This window comes from Tepidiphilus olei, assembly GCF_006980705.1.
Lineage (GTDB): Bacteria > Pseudomonadota > Gammaproteobacteria > Burkholderiales > Rhodocyclaceae > Tepidiphilus > Tepidiphilus olei.
On the sequence record NZ_SBHO01000001.1, the window covers coordinates 100,889 to 116,513 of the forward strand.

The 15,625-nt window shown below is 66.7% G+C and carries 17 protein-coding genes and 1 pseudogene; 8 read left to right on the forward strand and 10 right to left on the reverse strand.

The features are described 5' to 3' along the window. Positions 1-32: 32 nt before the first annotated feature. Genes EPD80_RS00520 through ompR form a run of 4 tightly spaced genes read right to left on the reverse strand, consistent with a single transcriptional unit; the run spans position 33 to position 3,022 of the window. Positions 33-299 carry a BolA family protein gene (locus EPD80_RS00520; RefSeq protein ID WP_142808579.1) on the reverse strand — a complete coding sequence of 89 codons (267 nt, stop codon included), beginning with the start codon at positions 297-299 and terminating at the stop codon, positions 33-35. After that, positions 292-894: a septation protein A gene (locus EPD80_RS00525; RefSeq protein WP_142808581.1), complete on the reverse strand. Its 603-nt coding sequence runs from the start codon at positions 892-894 to the stop codon at positions 292-294. Before EPD80_RS00525 ends, EPD80_RS00520 begins: the two co-directional genes overlap by 8 nt. Beyond that, positions 891-2,282 (reverse strand): ATP-binding protein, encoded by a 1,392-nt coding sequence (locus EPD80_RS00530; RefSeq protein ID WP_142808583.1) that lies wholly within the window; start codon positions 2,280-2,282, stop codon positions 891-893. The genes EPD80_RS00525 and EPD80_RS00530 overlap by 4 nt, the downstream gene beginning before the upstream one ends. Then, on the reverse strand, positions 2,279-3,022 hold the full coding sequence (gene ompR / locus EPD80_RS00535) for an osmolarity response regulator transcription factor OmpR (RefSeq protein WP_028874531.1): 744 nt from the start codon (positions 3,020-3,022) through the stop codon (positions 2,279-2,281). The genes EPD80_RS00530 and ompR overlap by 4 nt, the downstream gene beginning before the upstream one ends. A gap of 97 nt (positions 3,023-3,119) precedes the next feature. Between ompR and tsaB the strand changes: the two genes are divergently transcribed. From tsaB to EPD80_RS00555, 4 genes are all read left to right on the forward strand, one after another. Beyond that, positions 3,120-3,827 carry a tRNA (adenosine(37)-N6)-threonylcarbamoyltransferase complex dimerization subunit type 1 TsaB gene (gene tsaB, locus EPD80_RS00540; protein WP_142808585.1) on the forward strand — a complete coding sequence of 236 codons (708 nt, stop codon included), beginning with the start codon at positions 3,120-3,122 and terminating at the stop codon, positions 3,825-3,827. Next, on the forward strand, positions 3,824-4,306 hold the full coding sequence (gene rimI / locus EPD80_RS00545; RefSeq protein WP_221928752.1) for a ribosomal protein S18-alanine N-acetyltransferase: 483 nt from the start codon (positions 3,824-3,826) through the stop codon (positions 4,304-4,306). The genes tsaB and rimI overlap by 4 nt, the downstream gene beginning before the upstream one ends. Beyond that, complete coding sequence (locus EPD80_RS00550) at positions 4,303-5,229, forward strand: uracil-DNA glycosylase (RefSeq protein ID WP_142808587.1); 927 nt, start codon at positions 4,303-4,305, stop codon at positions 5,227-5,229. The genes rimI and EPD80_RS00550 overlap by 4 nt, the downstream gene beginning before the upstream one ends. 113 nt (positions 5,230-5,342) lie before the next feature. Next, complete coding sequence (locus EPD80_RS00555) at positions 5,343-6,677, forward strand: ferredoxin reductase family protein (protein WP_142808589.1); 1,335 nt, start codon at positions 5,343-5,345, stop codon at positions 6,675-6,677. 54 nt (positions 6,678-6,731) lie between these two features. On the opposite strand, the gene lplT is transcribed toward EPD80_RS00555, so the two are convergent. Continuing rightward, complete coding sequence (gene lplT / locus EPD80_RS00560; RefSeq protein ID WP_142803581.1) at positions 6,732-7,982, reverse strand: lysophospholipid transporter LplT; 1,251 nt, start codon at positions 7,980-7,982, stop codon at positions 6,732-6,734. Between the two features lie 125 nt (positions 7,983-8,107). Here lplT and EPD80_RS00565 point away from each other — a divergent pair, with 125 nt between their 5' ends. Further along, a complete protein-coding gene (locus EPD80_RS00565) occupies positions 8,108-8,989 on the forward strand; it encodes an NAD(P)-dependent oxidoreductase (RefSeq protein ID WP_142808591.1) in 882 nt (293 codons plus the stop codon). 8 nt (positions 8,990-8,997) lie between these two features. Beyond that, complete coding sequence (gene gmhB / locus EPD80_RS00570) at positions 8,998-9,576, forward strand: D-glycero-beta-D-manno-heptose 1,7-bisphosphate 7-phosphatase (RefSeq protein WP_142808593.1); 579 nt, start codon at positions 8,998-9,000, stop codon at positions 9,574-9,576. A gap of 168 nt (positions 9,577-9,744) precedes the next feature. Here the strand turns inward: gmhB and EPD80_RS00575 are convergent. From EPD80_RS00575 to mtnA, 5 genes and pseudogenes are all read right to left on the reverse strand, one after another. Further along, positions 9,745-10,480: pseudogene (locus EPD80_RS00575) on the reverse strand (IS5 family transposase). Positions 10,481-10,866: 386 nt separating this feature from the next. Beyond that, complete coding sequence (locus tag EPD80_RS11540) at positions 10,867-11,223, reverse strand: prepilin-type N-terminal cleavage/methylation domain-containing protein (RefSeq protein WP_142808595.1); 357 nt, start codon at positions 11,221-11,223, stop codon at positions 10,867-10,869. 265 nt (positions 11,224-11,488) lie between these two features. Further along, on the reverse strand, positions 11,489-12,001 hold the full coding sequence (locus tag EPD80_RS00585) for a response regulator (protein WP_142808597.1): 513 nt from the start codon (positions 11,999-12,001) through the stop codon (positions 11,489-11,491). Between the two features lie 46 nt (positions 12,002-12,047). Then, the gene (locus EPD80_RS00590) at positions 12,048-12,677 is read right to left on the reverse strand and encodes a class II aldolase/adducin family protein (protein WP_142808599.1); all 630 of its coding nucleotides are present in this window, start codon (positions 12,675-12,677) and stop codon (positions 12,048-12,050) included. Beyond that, positions 12,674-13,750, reverse strand: a complete 1,077-nt coding sequence (mtnA, locus tag EPD80_RS00595) for an S-methyl-5-thioribose-1-phosphate isomerase (protein ID WP_142808601.1) — start codon at positions 13,748-13,750, stop codon at positions 12,674-12,676. The genes EPD80_RS00590 and mtnA overlap by 4 nt, the downstream gene beginning before the upstream one ends. 99 nt (positions 13,751-13,849) lie before the next feature. Here mtnA and EPD80_RS00600 point away from each other — a divergent pair, with 99 nt between their 5' ends. After that, the gene (locus EPD80_RS00600) at positions 13,850-14,113 is read left to right on the forward strand and encodes a PP0621 family protein (protein WP_142803563.1); all 264 of its coding nucleotides are present in this window, start codon (positions 13,850-13,852) and stop codon (positions 14,111-14,113) included. Beyond that, the gene (locus EPD80_RS00605) at positions 14,100-15,617 is read left to right on the forward strand and encodes a two-component system sensor histidine kinase NtrB (RefSeq protein WP_142808603.1); all 1,518 of its coding nucleotides are present in this window, start codon (positions 14,100-14,102) and stop codon (positions 15,615-15,617) included. The genes EPD80_RS00600 and EPD80_RS00605 overlap by 14 nt, the downstream gene beginning before the upstream one ends. The last annotated feature ends 8 nt before the right edge of the window (positions 15,618-15,625 follow it).

The window sequence follows — 15,625 nt, forward strand, 5'->3', positions numbered from 1 at the left end:
GATGCGTCCGTGTTGCAAAATGCAAGCACGTCTCACTCCCCTGGAGCGAGCGCGGTGATGGCCAGTGCATGCACGCCTCGCTGCATCAGATCGCCCGCGGCGGCGAACACCAGACGATGGCGCTGCACCCGGGACAGCCCCGCGAAGCGCGGCGAGACGATGCGCACGCGGTAATGTCCGCCGCCGGCCGCTCCGGCGTGGCCGGCGTGCGCGGCGCTATCGTCGTGGATCTCCAGCTCGAGCGGTTCGAGTGCCTGCAGGCGCCGGCGCAGCGCGACGACACGTTCGGGTTCAAGCATCGGATTTTTCCTCTTGCAGATGACGGGACAACCAAAGGGATTGGGCGAGCACGAAGAGCACGGTCGCTCCTAGGGTGCCGAAGAGCTTGAAATTCACCCAGGCCGCTTCGGAATAATTCCATGCGACGTAGAGATTGAGCGCCCCGAGCACGAGAAAGAATCCGCTCCACAAGTCGGAGAGGTGCGCCCAGACGGGGTCGGGAAGTCGCAGCTGCGCCTGCATGGCGCTGCGGATCAGATTGCGGCGCAAAAGCCGGGCGCCGATGAGCGCGGCGGCGAAACTCCAGTACAGCGCCGTGGGCTTCCACTGGATGAAGGCGGGATCGTGCAGGAAGAGCGTCGCCCCGCCCAGGACCGTGACCAGAGCGAAACTCACCCACAGCATGCGATCGACGGGGCGCCCGCGCAGGCGCAACGCCAGGATCTGGGCGACGGTCGCGAGCATCGTCGCGGCAGTGGCGATCAGAAGGGGCAGGGTCGAAGGGGGCGCTGCCAAGACGGTTCCCAAGGGAGCGACCGCTTCGGGAAAGAGTCCGGCGACTCGATAAGCGAGAAAGAAGACGAGAATGGGAAGGAGGTCGAAAAGCAGTTTCATGGGGCGTCCTGCGAGGAGGAAGGGTTGGGAAGCGGAGGGGGTGTGGGCGGCAGTTCGAGGGTCACGGCAAGCCCGCCGCCGTCGCGGTTGGCGAGCGTGAGGCGCCCGCCGAGCGCCTCGATGGTGCGCTTGACGATGGCTAGCCCCAAGCCCGAGCCCGTCACGCCGCTGCGCATGGCCGATTCGGTACGCGCAAAAGGGGCGAGCACCCGCTCGAGCTGGTCTTCGGGAATGCCTGGGCCGCGGTCGGCCACGGTAAGCATGGGGACGGCGGCATCCTCGTCGAGCAGGATCTCGATGGGGCGTTCGGTCCCGGCATATTTCTTCGCGTTGTCGATGAGGTTGACCAGCACCCGGCGCAAGGCCGCGCGATTGGCGCGCACGAAGATGCGGGGCGCGTCGCTTTTCCATTCGATGGGCGTGCCGCGCAAACGTTCCTTGGCCACGACTTCTTCGACGAGGGCATTGAGCTCGAAGGTTTCGTCGGCGGCGAGCGCGTCCACCTTGGCATAGTCGAGAAACTGGCCGACGATGCGATCGATGTCGTCGAGGTCGGCCTCCAACGCCCGGGCTTCGTGCTCGTCGATGGCGAGCATCGCCAAAGCGAGCCGCAAGCGCGTAAGGGGGGTGCGCACGTCGTGCGATACGCCGGCGAGGATGAGCGCCCGCTCGGTTTCATTGAGCCGCAGCCGCTCGACCATGGTGTTGAAGGCAAGCACCAGTTGGGCGAGCTCGGCCGAGGCGGGCATGGGCAGCAAGGTGGGCTGGCCGCCGGCGGCCACCGTCTCGGCGGCGCGGCGCAGCACGCGCAGCGGGCCGCTGATCCAGCGGGCAATGACGAAGGCGCCGAAGAGCGCCAGCACGAGGATGACCCCGGCGAGCATCATCCATTGCCAAGGGTCGGGACGGGGGATGCGTTCGGGGGGAAAACGCAGCCAGTAGCCGCGCGGATCGTCCGGCGAGAGGCGGAAATATACCCACAGTCCGGGCTGGTCGCGCCAGCTCTTCCCTACCTGGGTAGAGGGGCCGAGCAGTCGGCGCAGTTCCTCCTGCAGGGCGCGATCGGGGTCGTCGTCGGGCAGCGGCTCGACTTCGTCGCCGAAATCGGCCGGGTAGACGGCAATCCCCTCGAGCGTGACCCAATCGATCATCAAGTCGCCCTGGAAACGCTGCGGGGTGTGGCGCAGCGCCGAGCGCGTCAGGTTGATCACCGAGGCGATCAGCCGGGCATTGTCGCGGGCACGCTGTTCCGTCTCGATCTGCCAGGACAGCCACCACCAGCTGGTGGCGGCGGCAAGGAGCAGCGCGGTGATCGAGACGAAAAGCTGCCAGAAGAGGCTCACCCGGCACAGCAGTGCCCGTAGCCCTTTTTCACGCGACTCGCTCATGGCGAGGATTCAGGCTCCTCGGCAGGCGCATCGGGGACGAAGACGTAGCCCACGCCCCAGACGGTCTGGATGTAGCGCGGTTTGCTCGGATCGGGTTCGACGAGGCGGCGCAGGCGGCTGATCTGCACGTCGATGGCGCGATCGAAGGGACCATGTTCCCGGCCACGGGCGAGCTCCATGAGCTTGTCGCGGGTCATGGGCTGGTTGGGATGTTCGGCGAGCACGCGCAGGACGGCGAATTCGCCGGTAGTGAGCGGAATTTCCTCACCGTGGCGCGTCAGGCGGCGCGTGGTGAGGTCGAGCACGTTGTCGCCGAAAACTACCGTACCCCCTTGGGGCGCCGGGGCGCCGAGCGGTTCGCGCGGGCGGCGGCGCATCACGGCGTGGATGCGCGCCACCAGTTCGCGCGGGTTGAAGGGCTTGGGCAAATAATCGTCCGCGCCCAGCTCCAGCCCGCGGATACGGTCTTCCTCGTCACCCTTGGCGGTGAGCATGATGACCCCGAGCGGTGCCTCGCGCTGGCGTAGACGGCGCAACAGCGTGAGCCCATCTTCGCCCGGTAGCATCAGGTCGAGAATGACCATGTCGAAATGCTCGCGCTCCAACGCCCGCTCCATGGCTGCCCCGTCGGCCACGGCCTTGACGGGAAAACCCTGGGTTTGCAGAAAGCGCGTGAGCAGCTCGCGCAGGCGGGCGTCGTCATCGACGAGCAGGACGCGGCAACGGCCGATCTCATTCATGGTGCGATCCTCCCCGGCTGGAAAAACGTCAACGGCGTTCGATGGAATTGTCGCAGATCACGCGCGAAAAAGCCCCACCCGGCGGTAAAATGCCCGCATGGATCTGCTCGCGATCGAAACTTCCGGCGAAATCGCCTCCGTGGCGCTACAGCGTGGCGATACCGTCTGGGAGCGCCGTCTGCAGGGCTACGCCCGACACGCCGAACACCTCTTGCTCGCGGTGCACGCCGTGCTCGCCGAAGCGGGGCTCACCGTGGAGCGGCTCTCCGCCATCGCGTTTGGCGCCGGCCCCGGGGCCTTCACCGGGCTGAGGCTCGCCTGCGCCACGGCGCAAGGGCTCGCCATGCCGTGGTCGCTGCCGCTCGTGCCCGTTGGTACGCTAGAAGCGCTGGCGGCGCAGGCGGGCGAGGCAACGGTGCTGGCGCTCGCCGATGCCCGCATGGGGCAATGCTATCACGCCTGGTTTCGTTGCTCCGGGGGGCGCCTCGAATCGCTCACCGAAGCGGGCGTGGAGGTACCGGAGGCGGTTCCCCTGCCTCCGGCGGATGGCCCATGGCATATCGTCGGCCAAGGGATGGAGGCGCTGTGGCCAAGGCTACCGGAGCCCATCCGCGCCGGCGCGCTCGAGGTCGTGCTCGATGCCACGGTCCAGGCCCGCGACCTGCTTCGGCTCGCGCGGCGTGCGTTCGCCGAGGGGCGGACGGTTCCGCCCTGGGAGGCCGCGCCCTACTACGTGCGCGACAAGGTGGCGCTCACGGCCGAGGAGCAGGCCGCCTTGCGCCAGCGCAGGATGCCGGCGCCGTGAATTGGCTGCGCCTGCGTGCCATGCGCGAGGACGATCTGCCCTGGGTGACGGCGCTCGAGCGCACCGCGCAGGAAATTCCTTGGAGCGAAAAGAGCTTCCGCGAGGCGCTCACCGCCGGGTACGCCTGCTGGATGGCGGAAGTGCTGTCCGGGGATGATCCCACGACCGCGGCGGCCGAACCGGTCGGTTTTCTCATCCTGCTGCTCGTCGCAGGCGAGGCCGAGATCTTGAACCTGGCGATCGACCCGGCCCATCGCGGCCGTGGCCTGGGGCGGGAGATGCTGGAGGCCGCGCTCGAGGAGGCGCGCGAACGCGGCGCCACCACGGTCTGGCTGGAAGTGCGCGTCTCCAACCAAGCGGCGATCGCCCTCTATCAGCGTAGCGGTTTTGCCATCGTCGCCCGGCGTCGCGGCTATTACGCCACGCGGGAGGGGGCAAGGGAAGACGCGCTGGTGATGCAGCGGGAACTCGTTCGATGAGCGTGCCGGTCGACGAAAAAGAGCGCTTTGCCCGACTGGAGGAAATGGGCTTGACGCCGCTGTGGCGCCTGCGTACCCGCTTGCGAGCGGCCGGCGAGGCGGGTGAAGCCAAGGGCGCGCACCAAGAATCCCCTGCCGTCGCGGCCCCGACCGACCAGGCCCTGGATACGCCACCGCAGAAGCCCGCCGCAGCCGGGGCGGCATCGTCGGCATCGGCCAGGGAACGCGCTCCGAGGCAGCCGCCTCGCCCTTCCTCCAGCCCGGTCGGCAAGCGTCCGGATCTTCGCCCGGTTCCTGCCACGCCCGCTGCGCCTGCCGTTGGCATTCCGGCACGGACCGTCGACCCGGAGCGCGCCGCGCGCATCGCCACGCTCGACTGGGAGGCGTTGGAAGCGGAGATCCGCGCCTGTACCGCCTGTCCGCTGCACCGTACGCGCACCCAGGCGGTGCCCGGTGTGGGCAACCGTCAGGCTCGCTGGATGTTCGTGGGCGAAGGTCCGGGGCGCGAGGAAGATCGACGCGGCGAGCCTTTCGTCGGCCCAGCGGGAAAATTGCTCGACGCCATGCTCTTCGCCCTGGGGCTGGATCGCACCCGGGTCTATATCGCCAACGCGGTCAAGTGCCGCCCGCCGGACAATCGCACGCCCACGCCCGAGGAGATCGCGGTCTGTGCGCCGTTCCTCTTGCGCCAGATCGCCCTCGTGCGCCCGCGGGTGCTGGTGGCCTTGGGACGTCCGGCGGCGCTCGCCCTTCTCGGCGAAGAGATCAAGATCGCCCAGGCGCGGGGCCAAATCTTTCGCTACGGCGACATCCCCGTCGTGGTCACCTATCATCCCGCCTACCTCCTGCGCAACCCCGCCGACAAGGCCAAGGCCTGGGAGGATCTATGCCGGGCCCGGGCGCTCGTCGACGGGCAGGGGTAGCGCATCGAGCGTTTTCGTTACGCGGCGTTCATTTCGGGTTAAGCCTTCGTCCTTCACGAGCGGTTATCCTATGGCAATGTCTATGGGATAAATTCTGCTTGTGGAGGTATGCAATGGATCGGATTCGCTACGGGTTGTGGATCCTGCTGCTCGGCTCTGCGTTGCTGTGGCTGGCGGCCGAGCCGAGATTCTACGAAGCGGGCACCTTCTTCGCCTGGCGCGAAGCGATGACGCAGTTGAGCGGCGTGCTCGCCTTCGGTTGCATGAGCGCGGCCATGGTGCTCGCCCTGCGCCTTCGCTGCGTCGAACGGCTCTTCGGTGGTCTGGACAAGACCTATCGCCTGCACAAGTGGGTGGGCATCGGCGCGCTCGTCTTCGCGCTCGTCCACTGGCTGTGGGCCAAGGGGCCGAAATGGGCGGTGCAGCTGGGTTGGATCGCCCGGCCGGCGCGCGGGCCGCGGCCGGAACCGAGCAATGAGATCGAGGCCGCGTTTCGTGCCGTGCGTGGCCTGGCCGAGACGATGGGCGAGTGGGCCTTCTACGTCGCCGTGCCGCTCTTGCTGATCGCGCTGTTGCGCCGCGTGCCGTATCACGTCTTCGCCAAAGTGCATCGGGTGATTCCCGTGCTGTTCCTCGTCTTCGCCTTCCACGCCCTCGTGCTCGTGAAATTCCCCTACTGGGGTACGCCCTTGGGCGGGCTGCTCGCCCTGGAGATCGCCGCCGGAGTCTTTGCCGCCGTCGTCTCGCTCGCCGGGCGCATTGGCGCCACGCGGCGCGTTGCGGGGCGGTTGGAAACGGTGGAGCCGCTACCGGGCGTGGGAGCGGTCACGCTCACCGTGGCGCCCCAGCGCTGGCCGGGGCATGAGGCAGGGCAATTCGCTTTCCTCGGGCTCGATGCGCAGGAAAAGGCTCATCCGTTCACCATCGCCAGCGCCTGGGACGAGCGCTCGCCGCGACTGTCTTTCGTCGTCAAGGCGTTGGGGGACTACACCCGCAGCTTGCCGCAGCGGCTGCGGCCTGGGCAAGAGGTGCGTCTCGAGGGGCCTTACGGCGGCTTTACCTTCGACGACGAGGCACCGCGCCAGATCTGGGTGAGCGGCGGCGTGGGCGTGACGCCGTTTCTCGCCGCTTTGCAGCAGAAGGCGCTGCGTGGTTCGCCCTCCTGCCCGGTCGATTACTTCCATTCGCTCTCGGCGCCGGATGAGGTCGTCGAGGCGCGGCTGCAAGCACTTGCCACGGAGGTGGGGGTGCGGCTGCATCTCGTCTGGCCGCAGCGCGACGGGCGGCTGACGGGCGAGCGCATCCGCGCCGCCGTGCCGCAATGGCGCGAGGCGAGCCTGTGGTTTTGTGGCCCCGAGGGATTCGCCGAGGCGCTGCGGCGCGACTTCACCGCCGTGGGATTCGACGTGCGCCGCCGATTCCATCGCGAATTCTTCGACTTCCGTTAGGACGACGCCGGGCGCCGCGCAAGCCGTCGGGCAGGCGCGCGGGCCAATCGCCCTTCAGTGGCGGTCGATCATCTCCAGCAAATGGAGCGAGTCGATATGGCGCTGGTTGGCGCGGTGCCACGCCCAAACGGCGATCATGGTGCACGAGACGAGGAGCCCGAAGAGCGCGATCACCCAATGGATCGACACGTCGAAATACAACAGCAGCGCGTAGAGTCCAATCATCACCAGGATGGCCAGATTCTCGTTGAAATTTTGCACCGCGATCGAATGCCCCGCGCCCATGAGGATGTGACCACGATGCTGCAGCATGGCATTCATCGGCACGACGAAAAAACCGGCCAGCGCGCCGATGACGATCATGAGTACCATGGCCAGGGTGAGCGAATACACGAACACCATGCCGATCGTCACGAATCCCATGAGGATGCCCAGCGGGACCACTCTCGGCGCTTCGCGCAGTGCCACCCATTTTGCGGCGGCCACCGAGCCGATCGCGATGCCCACGGCCACCACCCCCTGCAGCAGCGTGGCCTGCGACAGCGACATGCCCAGATTCACCTCGGCCCATTTGAGCACGATCAACTGCAGCGTCGCCCCCGCGCCCCAAAAGAGCGTGGTCACCGCCAGCGAGATCTGTCCCAGTTTGTCGCGCCACAGCAGAGAGAAATAATGTCCGAATTCGTGCAGGAGATACAAGGGGTTTTTCTTGAGTGGCACGTGCGCCACGCCGGTGTCGGGCACGTAGAAGTTGAATACCGCCGCCACCCCATAGAGCAGCACCACCACGAACAGGGATACCCATAGGCCATTGTGCAGCCAGGGGAACCAGGCGTCGAACCGGTCAACCACCCCCGGGGCGACCAGGATGCCCCCGAGCAGCGTTCCCGTGATGATCGCTCCGACGGTGAGCCCCTCGATCCAGCCGTTGGCCACCACCAGAAGGCGGTGTGGCAGGTACTCGGTGAGGATGCCGTATTTGGCCGGGGAATAGGCCGCCGCACCTATGCCGACGATGGCATAACCCAGCAAGGGATGCGCGCCGAAGACGATGAGGAGACATCCAACGATCTTGATCGAATTGGTGATGAGCATCACGCGCCACTTCGGCATCGAGTCGGCGAAGGCGCCGACGAAGGCCGCGAGCAGCACGTAGGAAAGGGTGAAGAAAAATTTCAGGAGCGGTTCGTATTCGGGCGGCGCCTCGATATGGCGCAAGATGCCCATCGCAACGATCAATAGGGCATTGTCGGCCAGCGCAGAGAAGAACTGCGCGGCCATGATGAAATAGAAACCGCCGGGCATCGATCTCGCTCCTGGGGCGACTGCGAAACGGGCGAAAAGAGTGCGTAGTGTAGCAAGATGTCGCGCCGTTTTTTGCTATCCTCACCAAAAGCAAGAGGGAGCATTTTTTCGCGGGAGAAGTTCTCATGGACGTCGGTTTCATCGGTCTCGGTCTGATGGGGCGCCCCATGGCGCTCAACCTCCTGCGCGCGGGGCACCGGGTGCACGTCTGGGCTCGCCGCAGGGAATCGATGGCGCCGCTCATCGAAGCCGGAGCCATCGCCGCAGATTCTCCGGCCGAACTCGCTCGCAGCGTGCGCATCACTTTTTCCATGGTGGCCGATGCCCCGGACGTGGAAGAAGTCACCCTGGGAGAGCGGGGCGTGGCCGTCGGCGCCCAGCCGGGGCACATCCACGTCGATTGCAGCACCATCTCGCCCGAAGCCGCGCGTCGCATCGCAGCACGGCTCGCCGAGCGCGGCGTTCTCATGCTCGATGCCCCCGTCTCCGGTGGCGAGATCGGCGCCATCGAGGGCACGCTCACGTTCATGGTTGGCGGTGACGAAGCCGCCTTCGCCACCGTACGTTCGCTGCTCGAAGCCATGGGACGCACCATCACCTGGATCGGCTCGAGTGGGGCCGGACAAGTCGCCAAAGCCTGCAACCAGATCCTCACCGGTGTCACCGTGGTGGCCGTGGCCGAAGCCTTCAACCTCGCCCGCGCCGAAGGCGTCGACCCCAGCCGCGTGCGCACGGCGCTCTTGGGCGGCTCTGCCTACTCCCGCGTGCTGGAAAACCACGGCGCTCGCATGCTCGAGGGCAACTTCCGTCCCGGCTTCAAGGCGTGGATGCACCAGAAAGACATGCGCATCGTGCTCGACGAAGCCCACCGCAGCGGCGTTCCCGCGCCCCTGTCGGCGGTGGCCGCGCAATGGTTCAACGCCCTCGTCGGCGCCGGCCTGGGCGAGGAAGATTCGATCGCCGTGCTCAAACTCTTCGAGCAGATGAGAGGAGGGCAGGGGCGTTGAGACCGAGCATGAACGGCAAACCCGCCGTCTTCCTCGACCGCGATGGCGTCATCAACGAAGATCGCGGCTACGTCCATCGCTGGGAAGACTTCTCCTTCCTTCCCGGTGCGATCGATGCCCTGCGCCAGCTGCAGCAGAAAGGCTATCTCCTCGTCGTCATCACCAATCAATCCGCCGTCGCCCGCGGCCTGTGCACGGAAGCCGACGTCCTCGCCCTGCACGAGCGGATGCGCGCTTTCTTGCGCGAGCAGGGCATCGAGCTTGCCGGCATCTATTACTGCCCGCACCACCCTCAAGGCAGCGTGTCGGACTATGCCCTTGCCTGCGCCTGCCGTAAGCCCGAACCCGGTATGATCCTGCGCGCTGCCCAAGAGCACGGCATCGACTTGTCCCGTTCGCTCCTGGTGGGCGACAAGCTCAGCGACCTCCAAGCCGGCCGCGCCGCGGGCATTCCTTCCCTCTACCTCGTCGTACCGCCGGGGCAGGACGAGGATCTCTCCCCACTGCCGGGGGTGCAACGGGTCTCGGGTCTGAGCGAGGTGGTGGAGCGGATGTCTACGTTGAAAGATGGCGTCTCTTCTTCATGATGTCTCATCCTACGACCTAGGGAACCGCTGAACAAGTAAGCCATTGATCTCCTCTCGCCGAGACGTGCCCCGTTTTCGGGACAAAACGGGGCAAAAATGGTCCGATACGAGGGGATACCCTGCCCCCTGGGGCGCCTCGGGGGTCGAATAACCCCCTTGCGCTCAGATTCAGGACGCAATCCGGGTGTCAGGTGTCAACAACCACTGGCGCGCGAGCACCAGATTGGCCAGAACAAAGAGGGTGAAGAGCTGAGCCGTGTTCTTGGCCAAGCCCCGATAGCGGGTCTTGCGATGACCAAAGAGGTTCTCACCACGTGGAAAGGATGCTCCACCTTGGCGCGGATGCGCGCCTCGAGCTGCTCGATGTGCGCCTTCATGCCGAAGTGCCATTGATTGCCCTTCTTCGTCTGGTGCATCTCGGGGTCACGCTTGCCTGAGTCGTTCTTGGTCGAGGACGGCGCGGCGATGATCGTGGCGTCTACGATCGTGCCCTGACGCAGAAACAGCCCTTGCTCGGCCAACTGCGCGTTGAGGGTGCTGAAAATCACCTCGGTGAGCCGATGCACCTCGAGCAGCCAGCAAGCCTTGAGCAGAGTCGTGGCATCCGGCGCCACGTCCCGGCTCAGGTCGATGCCCACGAAACGGCGAATCGCCTGGCTGTCGTAGATCGCATCCTCGGTTCCCTCGTCGGAGAACCCGAAACAATTCTGCACCACCTACATCCGCAGCATCCGCTCCAGGCCAATCGCCGGCCGACCCTTTCCCTGCCCTTGCGGGTAGTACGGGGCAATCACCGCCACCAAAGCGCCCCAAGGGGTCAGCGCCTCGAGTTGCGCCAGAAAACGGTCCCGGCGCGTCTGTTCTTCTTCGCGGCGTATTCGAGTTCGGAAAAGCTCGACTGCATGACAGCCCCCTGCGGGTGGATCGTCTCCGGCATTATCCCGGTTCGGGTCAACGCCGGGAAGAGGGGAATAAATCAGCGTTTCCCTAGAAGTCGAGGGCGAAGGTGAGCATGAGCTGCATAGAGGAGCGATTCAGGATCCAGTGCGGAAAGATGGATCACCTAGTTTTCGAGGATATTGGCCGTTTTATGCAATATGAACTAACAGGAAAGGCCAGGGAGAAACACAAAGGCAGATGCGAAAATTAATTATGAAATTATTATTATAAAGTTTTTATACAATGAAACCATCATTCGTTTTTCATAAAAAGTCCGTATTGTTGGTAAAAAGAACGAGGGTGTATTCATCCCCTCGTTCTTTGAGTATTAGATTCGCTTGATTGGATTATTTAGCCATCTATCCGGCAAGCTCCAGTACCAGCTTCGCATATGATGTTGCTACGCAGATTAGCAGTCCCACGCGCTTGGGGAGTAAAAGTTATCTCGGCATTGGCGTTATAGTTATCTATTGTTGGAGCTTGTCTAGGTTCACATGCGCTTGGGTTATATGGATCGGCATCGCGACCGTCAGCCAGATTGGCGACTGCCCCGCTCATGTACGCCTTGGCTTCCGCCAGGCAGGCAGCGTTTGCCGCACGCTGGGTATAGTCACGGTACTGCGGCAGCGCGATGGCCGCCAGAATCCCGATGATCGCCACGACGATCATCAGCTCGATGAGGGTGAAGCCTTGTTGCATGCGTTTCATGATGGATCTCCTTGTTGCGGTGAGAAGAATGCGCACGACGGCTGCGTCGGCAGGTGGAGCGTAGCGCGGCGGCGATCGCGATGTAAAGGGGTGCGGGGAAAAATTTTTATCCTTTTTCATTCAATGGCTTGTGATGGCGTCTGCGCCGCGTGTCGTGGATGGCGGGCGCATGGGAGGAGGGGGTACATCAAATTTTGATGTGGACCTGGGGATGCAGCGTGGGTGTGCGGGGGCGCGACGCGGGGTTTGCCGCAGCCGCTGGGCGTCATTCGGCCAGGCCGAGGCGCTGCATCCAGTAGCGCAGCTTGGCCAGCGTCCAGCCGAGTTCGCGGGCGGTCTTGCTCTGGTTCCAGCGGTTGCGTTCGAGGGCAGCGACGAGGGCAGCAGCATCCAGCGGAGCGTCGCGATCCGGCGGGCAGTGCTGGAATCCGTCGAGGATCTGGGCGAGCCGCTCGGCGCGCAGGGGCTTGGTGAGGAAGTCGTGCGCGCCGAGTTTGACCGCGTGTACGGCGGTGTCGATGTCGCCGTAGGCGGTGAGGACGACGACGGGGGTGAGGGGGCGGCGTTCGCGGGCGTAGGGCACGAGCTCGAGGCCGTTGCCGTCGGGCAGACGCAGATCGGTGAGGATGAGGTGGTAGGGGGTGGCCGTGTCGGCGAGCACCTTGCGGGCGCCGGCGCAGTCGCCCACGGAGTCGGCCTGCCAGCCGTGGCGGCGCAGGGCGAGCGTGAGGAGGGTGCGCAGGTCGGGCTCGTCGTCGATGATGAGGGCACGTGGCATGCCGGAATGATAACGGCTCGGGCGGGCGATGAGAAGGGGGTGGCGCTCAGCGCCGGCCGTAGCCGGCGATGGCTTCCTGCGCTTCGGCGATCTCCTCGTGCGTGAGATGGACCGGCTCGCCGAGCGTGCGGGCCCTCAGGTAGTGTTCGCACAGGGTTTCCAGCTCCTGCGCCAGGGCGAGCGCCTGGGGAAGGTCGCGGCCGAAGACGAGCATGCCGTGGTTGGCCATGAGGCAGGCGCGGCGGCCTTCGAGGGCTTCGAGCACGGCGTCCGACAGCGCCTGGGTGCCGAAGCGGGCATAGCGGGCACAGCGCACGTCGGGGCCGCCGAAGCGCAGGATCATGTAATGGAAAGGCGGGAGGTCGCGGCGGTGGCAGGCGAGCGCCGTGGCTGCCGGGCTGTGGCAGTGGATGATGGCGCCGGCTTCCGGGCGATGGCGGTAGAGATCGCGGTGGAAACGCCATTCGCTCGAGGGGGGCCAGGGGCCGGCATGGGCGCCCTCGAGCGTCATCGGCACCATCATCTCGGCGGTGAGCTCTTCGGGGGCGATACCGGAGGGGGTGATGAGAAAGCCTTGGGCGGTGCGCACGCTGAGGTTGCCGGCGCTGCCAGGGTTGAGCCCGGTCTCGGCCAGGCGGCGGGCGGCGGCAAGCAGCGCCAGGGCGGCATCGGTCATCGGTCGGGCTCCGGGGCGAGCTTCGTGGCGGCGAGTGGCGCGGGCCAGGCACCGGTCTCGGTGAGTATGGCGGTGATCCAGCGCGCAGGGGTGACGTCGAAGGCCGGGTTGCGCACCTGCGCGGGAAGGGGGGTGAGACGCACGGCAAGGAGTTCGTTCGCCTCGGGCGGGAGCCCGGTCACGGTGAGGAGCTCCTGCGCGTCGCGTTCCTCGATGGGGATGGCGTCGCCGTCGGGGCAGGCGGGATCGAAGGTGGTGACCGGCGCCGCCACGAGGAAGGGCACGCCGTGGGCATGCGCGGCGAGGGCTTTGAGGTAGGTGCCGACTTTGTTGGCGACGTCGCCGTTGCGGGCGATGCGATCGGCGCCGACGAGGACGAGGTCGATTTCGCCCCGGGCGATGAGGATGCCGGCGGCGTTGTCGGCGATGAGGGTGGCGGGCACCCCGGCCTGTGTGAGTTCCCAGTGGGTGATGAGCCCCTGGTTGCGCGGGCGGGTCTCGCTCACGAAGACTTCCATCGGGATGCCGGCGGCGTGGGCGAGGTAGATGGGGGCGAGCGCCGTGCCGGCGCCGCAGGTGGCGACCCAGCCGGCGTTGCAGTGCGTGAGAAGGCGCACGGGGCGATCGAGCCGGTGCGCCGGTTCCTCGATCCAGGCAAGCCCGGCGCGACCGATGGCCTCGCAGCGCCGGGCGTCGTCGGTGCGCTGGCGCTCGGCTTCGGCCCAGGCGGCGGCGGGTCGATCGGCGGGCGGAAGCGGGGTGAGCACGGCGCGCTGCGCTTCGAGCGCGAGGCGCAGGTTCACCGCGGTGGGGCGGGTGGCGAGCAGGCGGGCGATCGCCGCTTCGAGGGCGGCGTCGCTCGCGTCGCGCTCCAGGGCGAGCGCCAGGCCATGGGCGGCAGCGACGCCGATGAGCGGGGCGCCGCGCACGCGCATGGCGACGATGGCTTCCAGCACGTCTTCCAGGGTGGTGAGCCGACGCTCGACGACGCGCCAGGGAAGTCCGGTCTGATCGAGGATGACGATGGCGTTGCCATCGCGGCGCAGGGTGGTGAGCGGGGGAGTAAAGGACATCGTGAGCCGAACGTCGATCCAGGGCGAAGAAAATCATAGCACGGCAGGAACATGGGCACGCGCTACAATCGCTTCTTTGGTCCGATGCGGGATGCGGTGATGCGTTGGTTGTTCTGGTTCCTGTTGCTGCTGGCGGTGGTGTGGTGGGTGCGGCGGCGGTTTTTCGCGCAGGAGGGTGCGTCGCGCCCTGGGGGCGAAGGCGGGCGAGCCCAGCGGCGGCGGGGCGCTGCCGGTGAGGCCGAACCGATGGTGCAATGCGCCCATTGCGGGGTGTTCGTGCCGGCATCGGAAGCGGTGTCTGCCGGGGGGCGGACGTTCTGTTGCGTGGCGCATCGCGAGGAATTCGCGCGTGGAGGAGGGTGAGCGCTCCGCCGATGGCATGGCGGGGGTGGCCGTTCGCCTGGGGGATCTGCTGCGCGTGGCCGTGGCCGGCGTGCTGCTGGTGGGCGGGCGGCAGATGTCGCTGGGGGAGGAGTGGCCGGCGGCGTTTCTGTGGCTGGGCGTAGGCTATTTCGCGGCCGCCGTGGTGCTGGCCGCATTGCGGCCGATGCGCCTGCGCCGGCCGGGCGCATGGGTCACGGCCGCGGCGCTGTTGGACGTGGGGGCGCTCACGGGCTTCATGGCGGTGAGCGGGGGGTTCCGCTCGGGTCTGGTCCCTTTCCTGTATCTGGCGGTGGGTGGGGCCGCTTTGGGGGTGTCGCGCCGGCTCGCGGCCTTCTATGCATCCCTGGCCGCCCTGGCGATGCTGGGGGAGAATCTATGGCGTACCTGGTTGGGGGCGGGGCCGAGCGATGCCTATCTCGTGGGGCTGAGCGGGGCGGGCGCTTTTGCGGTGGCGCTGGCGGCGCAGGCGCTGGGGGAGCGTCTGCGCCGGGCGGAAGAGTCGGTCCGAGCGCAGCAGCAGACGCTCGCCTGGCAAAGGGAGATCAACGACCGCATCCTGCGGGAACTGCGCGACGGGGTGTTGGTGGTCGATGATCGGGACGTGGTGCGCTACGCTTCCCGGCCGGTGCGGCTTTGGCTGGGCCGGGAGCCCGTGGGAGAGCGGGTCGACGCGATTCTTCCCGGTGTCGATCGCGCTTTGGCACGTGCAGGGGGTGAGCGCTGGGTGACGGTGCAGGGGCGCCGGTTGCGTTGTCGGGCGAGCGTGCCCTATCGTGGCGGCGGGTGGCTGGTGTTCGTGAGTGATTTGGAGGAGGTGAGCCGGGAGTTCGAGCGCAACAAGCTGGCCTCGCTCGGCGCTTTGGTCGGCGGGGTGGCGCACGAGGTGCGCAACCCCTTGGCGGCGGTGGTGCAGGCGTTGGAACTGATGCGGGGCGAGGAGGACGCGACGGCGCGCGAGACCTTGCGGGCGATGGCGCTCGACAATGCCGAACGGATCGAACGCCTGGTGGAGGACGTTTTGTCCCTGGGGCGGCGGCAGCGGCCTCGGCCGGAAGTACTCGATCTTTCCGTGTGGCTGAGGCAGTGGCGGCGCGAGGCGCTCGCGCGGCTGGGCCGCGGCGAGGAGGAGGTGGTGCTGGAGGGGGAGGAGGGCTTGCGCATTCGGGCCGATCCCGTGCATCTGCGCCACATCCTCGATAATCTTCTGGACAATGCGGCGCATTTCGCGAGCCGCCGCGCGGGTGCGATCCGCGTGTGTACCCGGGCCGAGGGGGAACGGGTGCGGCTGGAGGTGTGTGACGACGGGCCGGGACCGGCACCGCAGGTGCGCGAACGTTTGTTCGAGCCGTTCGTTTCTTCGCGCGACGGCGGCACGGGCTTGGGGTTGTACGTGGCCCGTACGCTCGCCCGGGCAAACCAAGGGGAAGTGGAGTGGGTCGACGCCGGATGCTTTCGCGTGTGGCTGCCGCGCGAGGGGCCATAGTGGGCGCG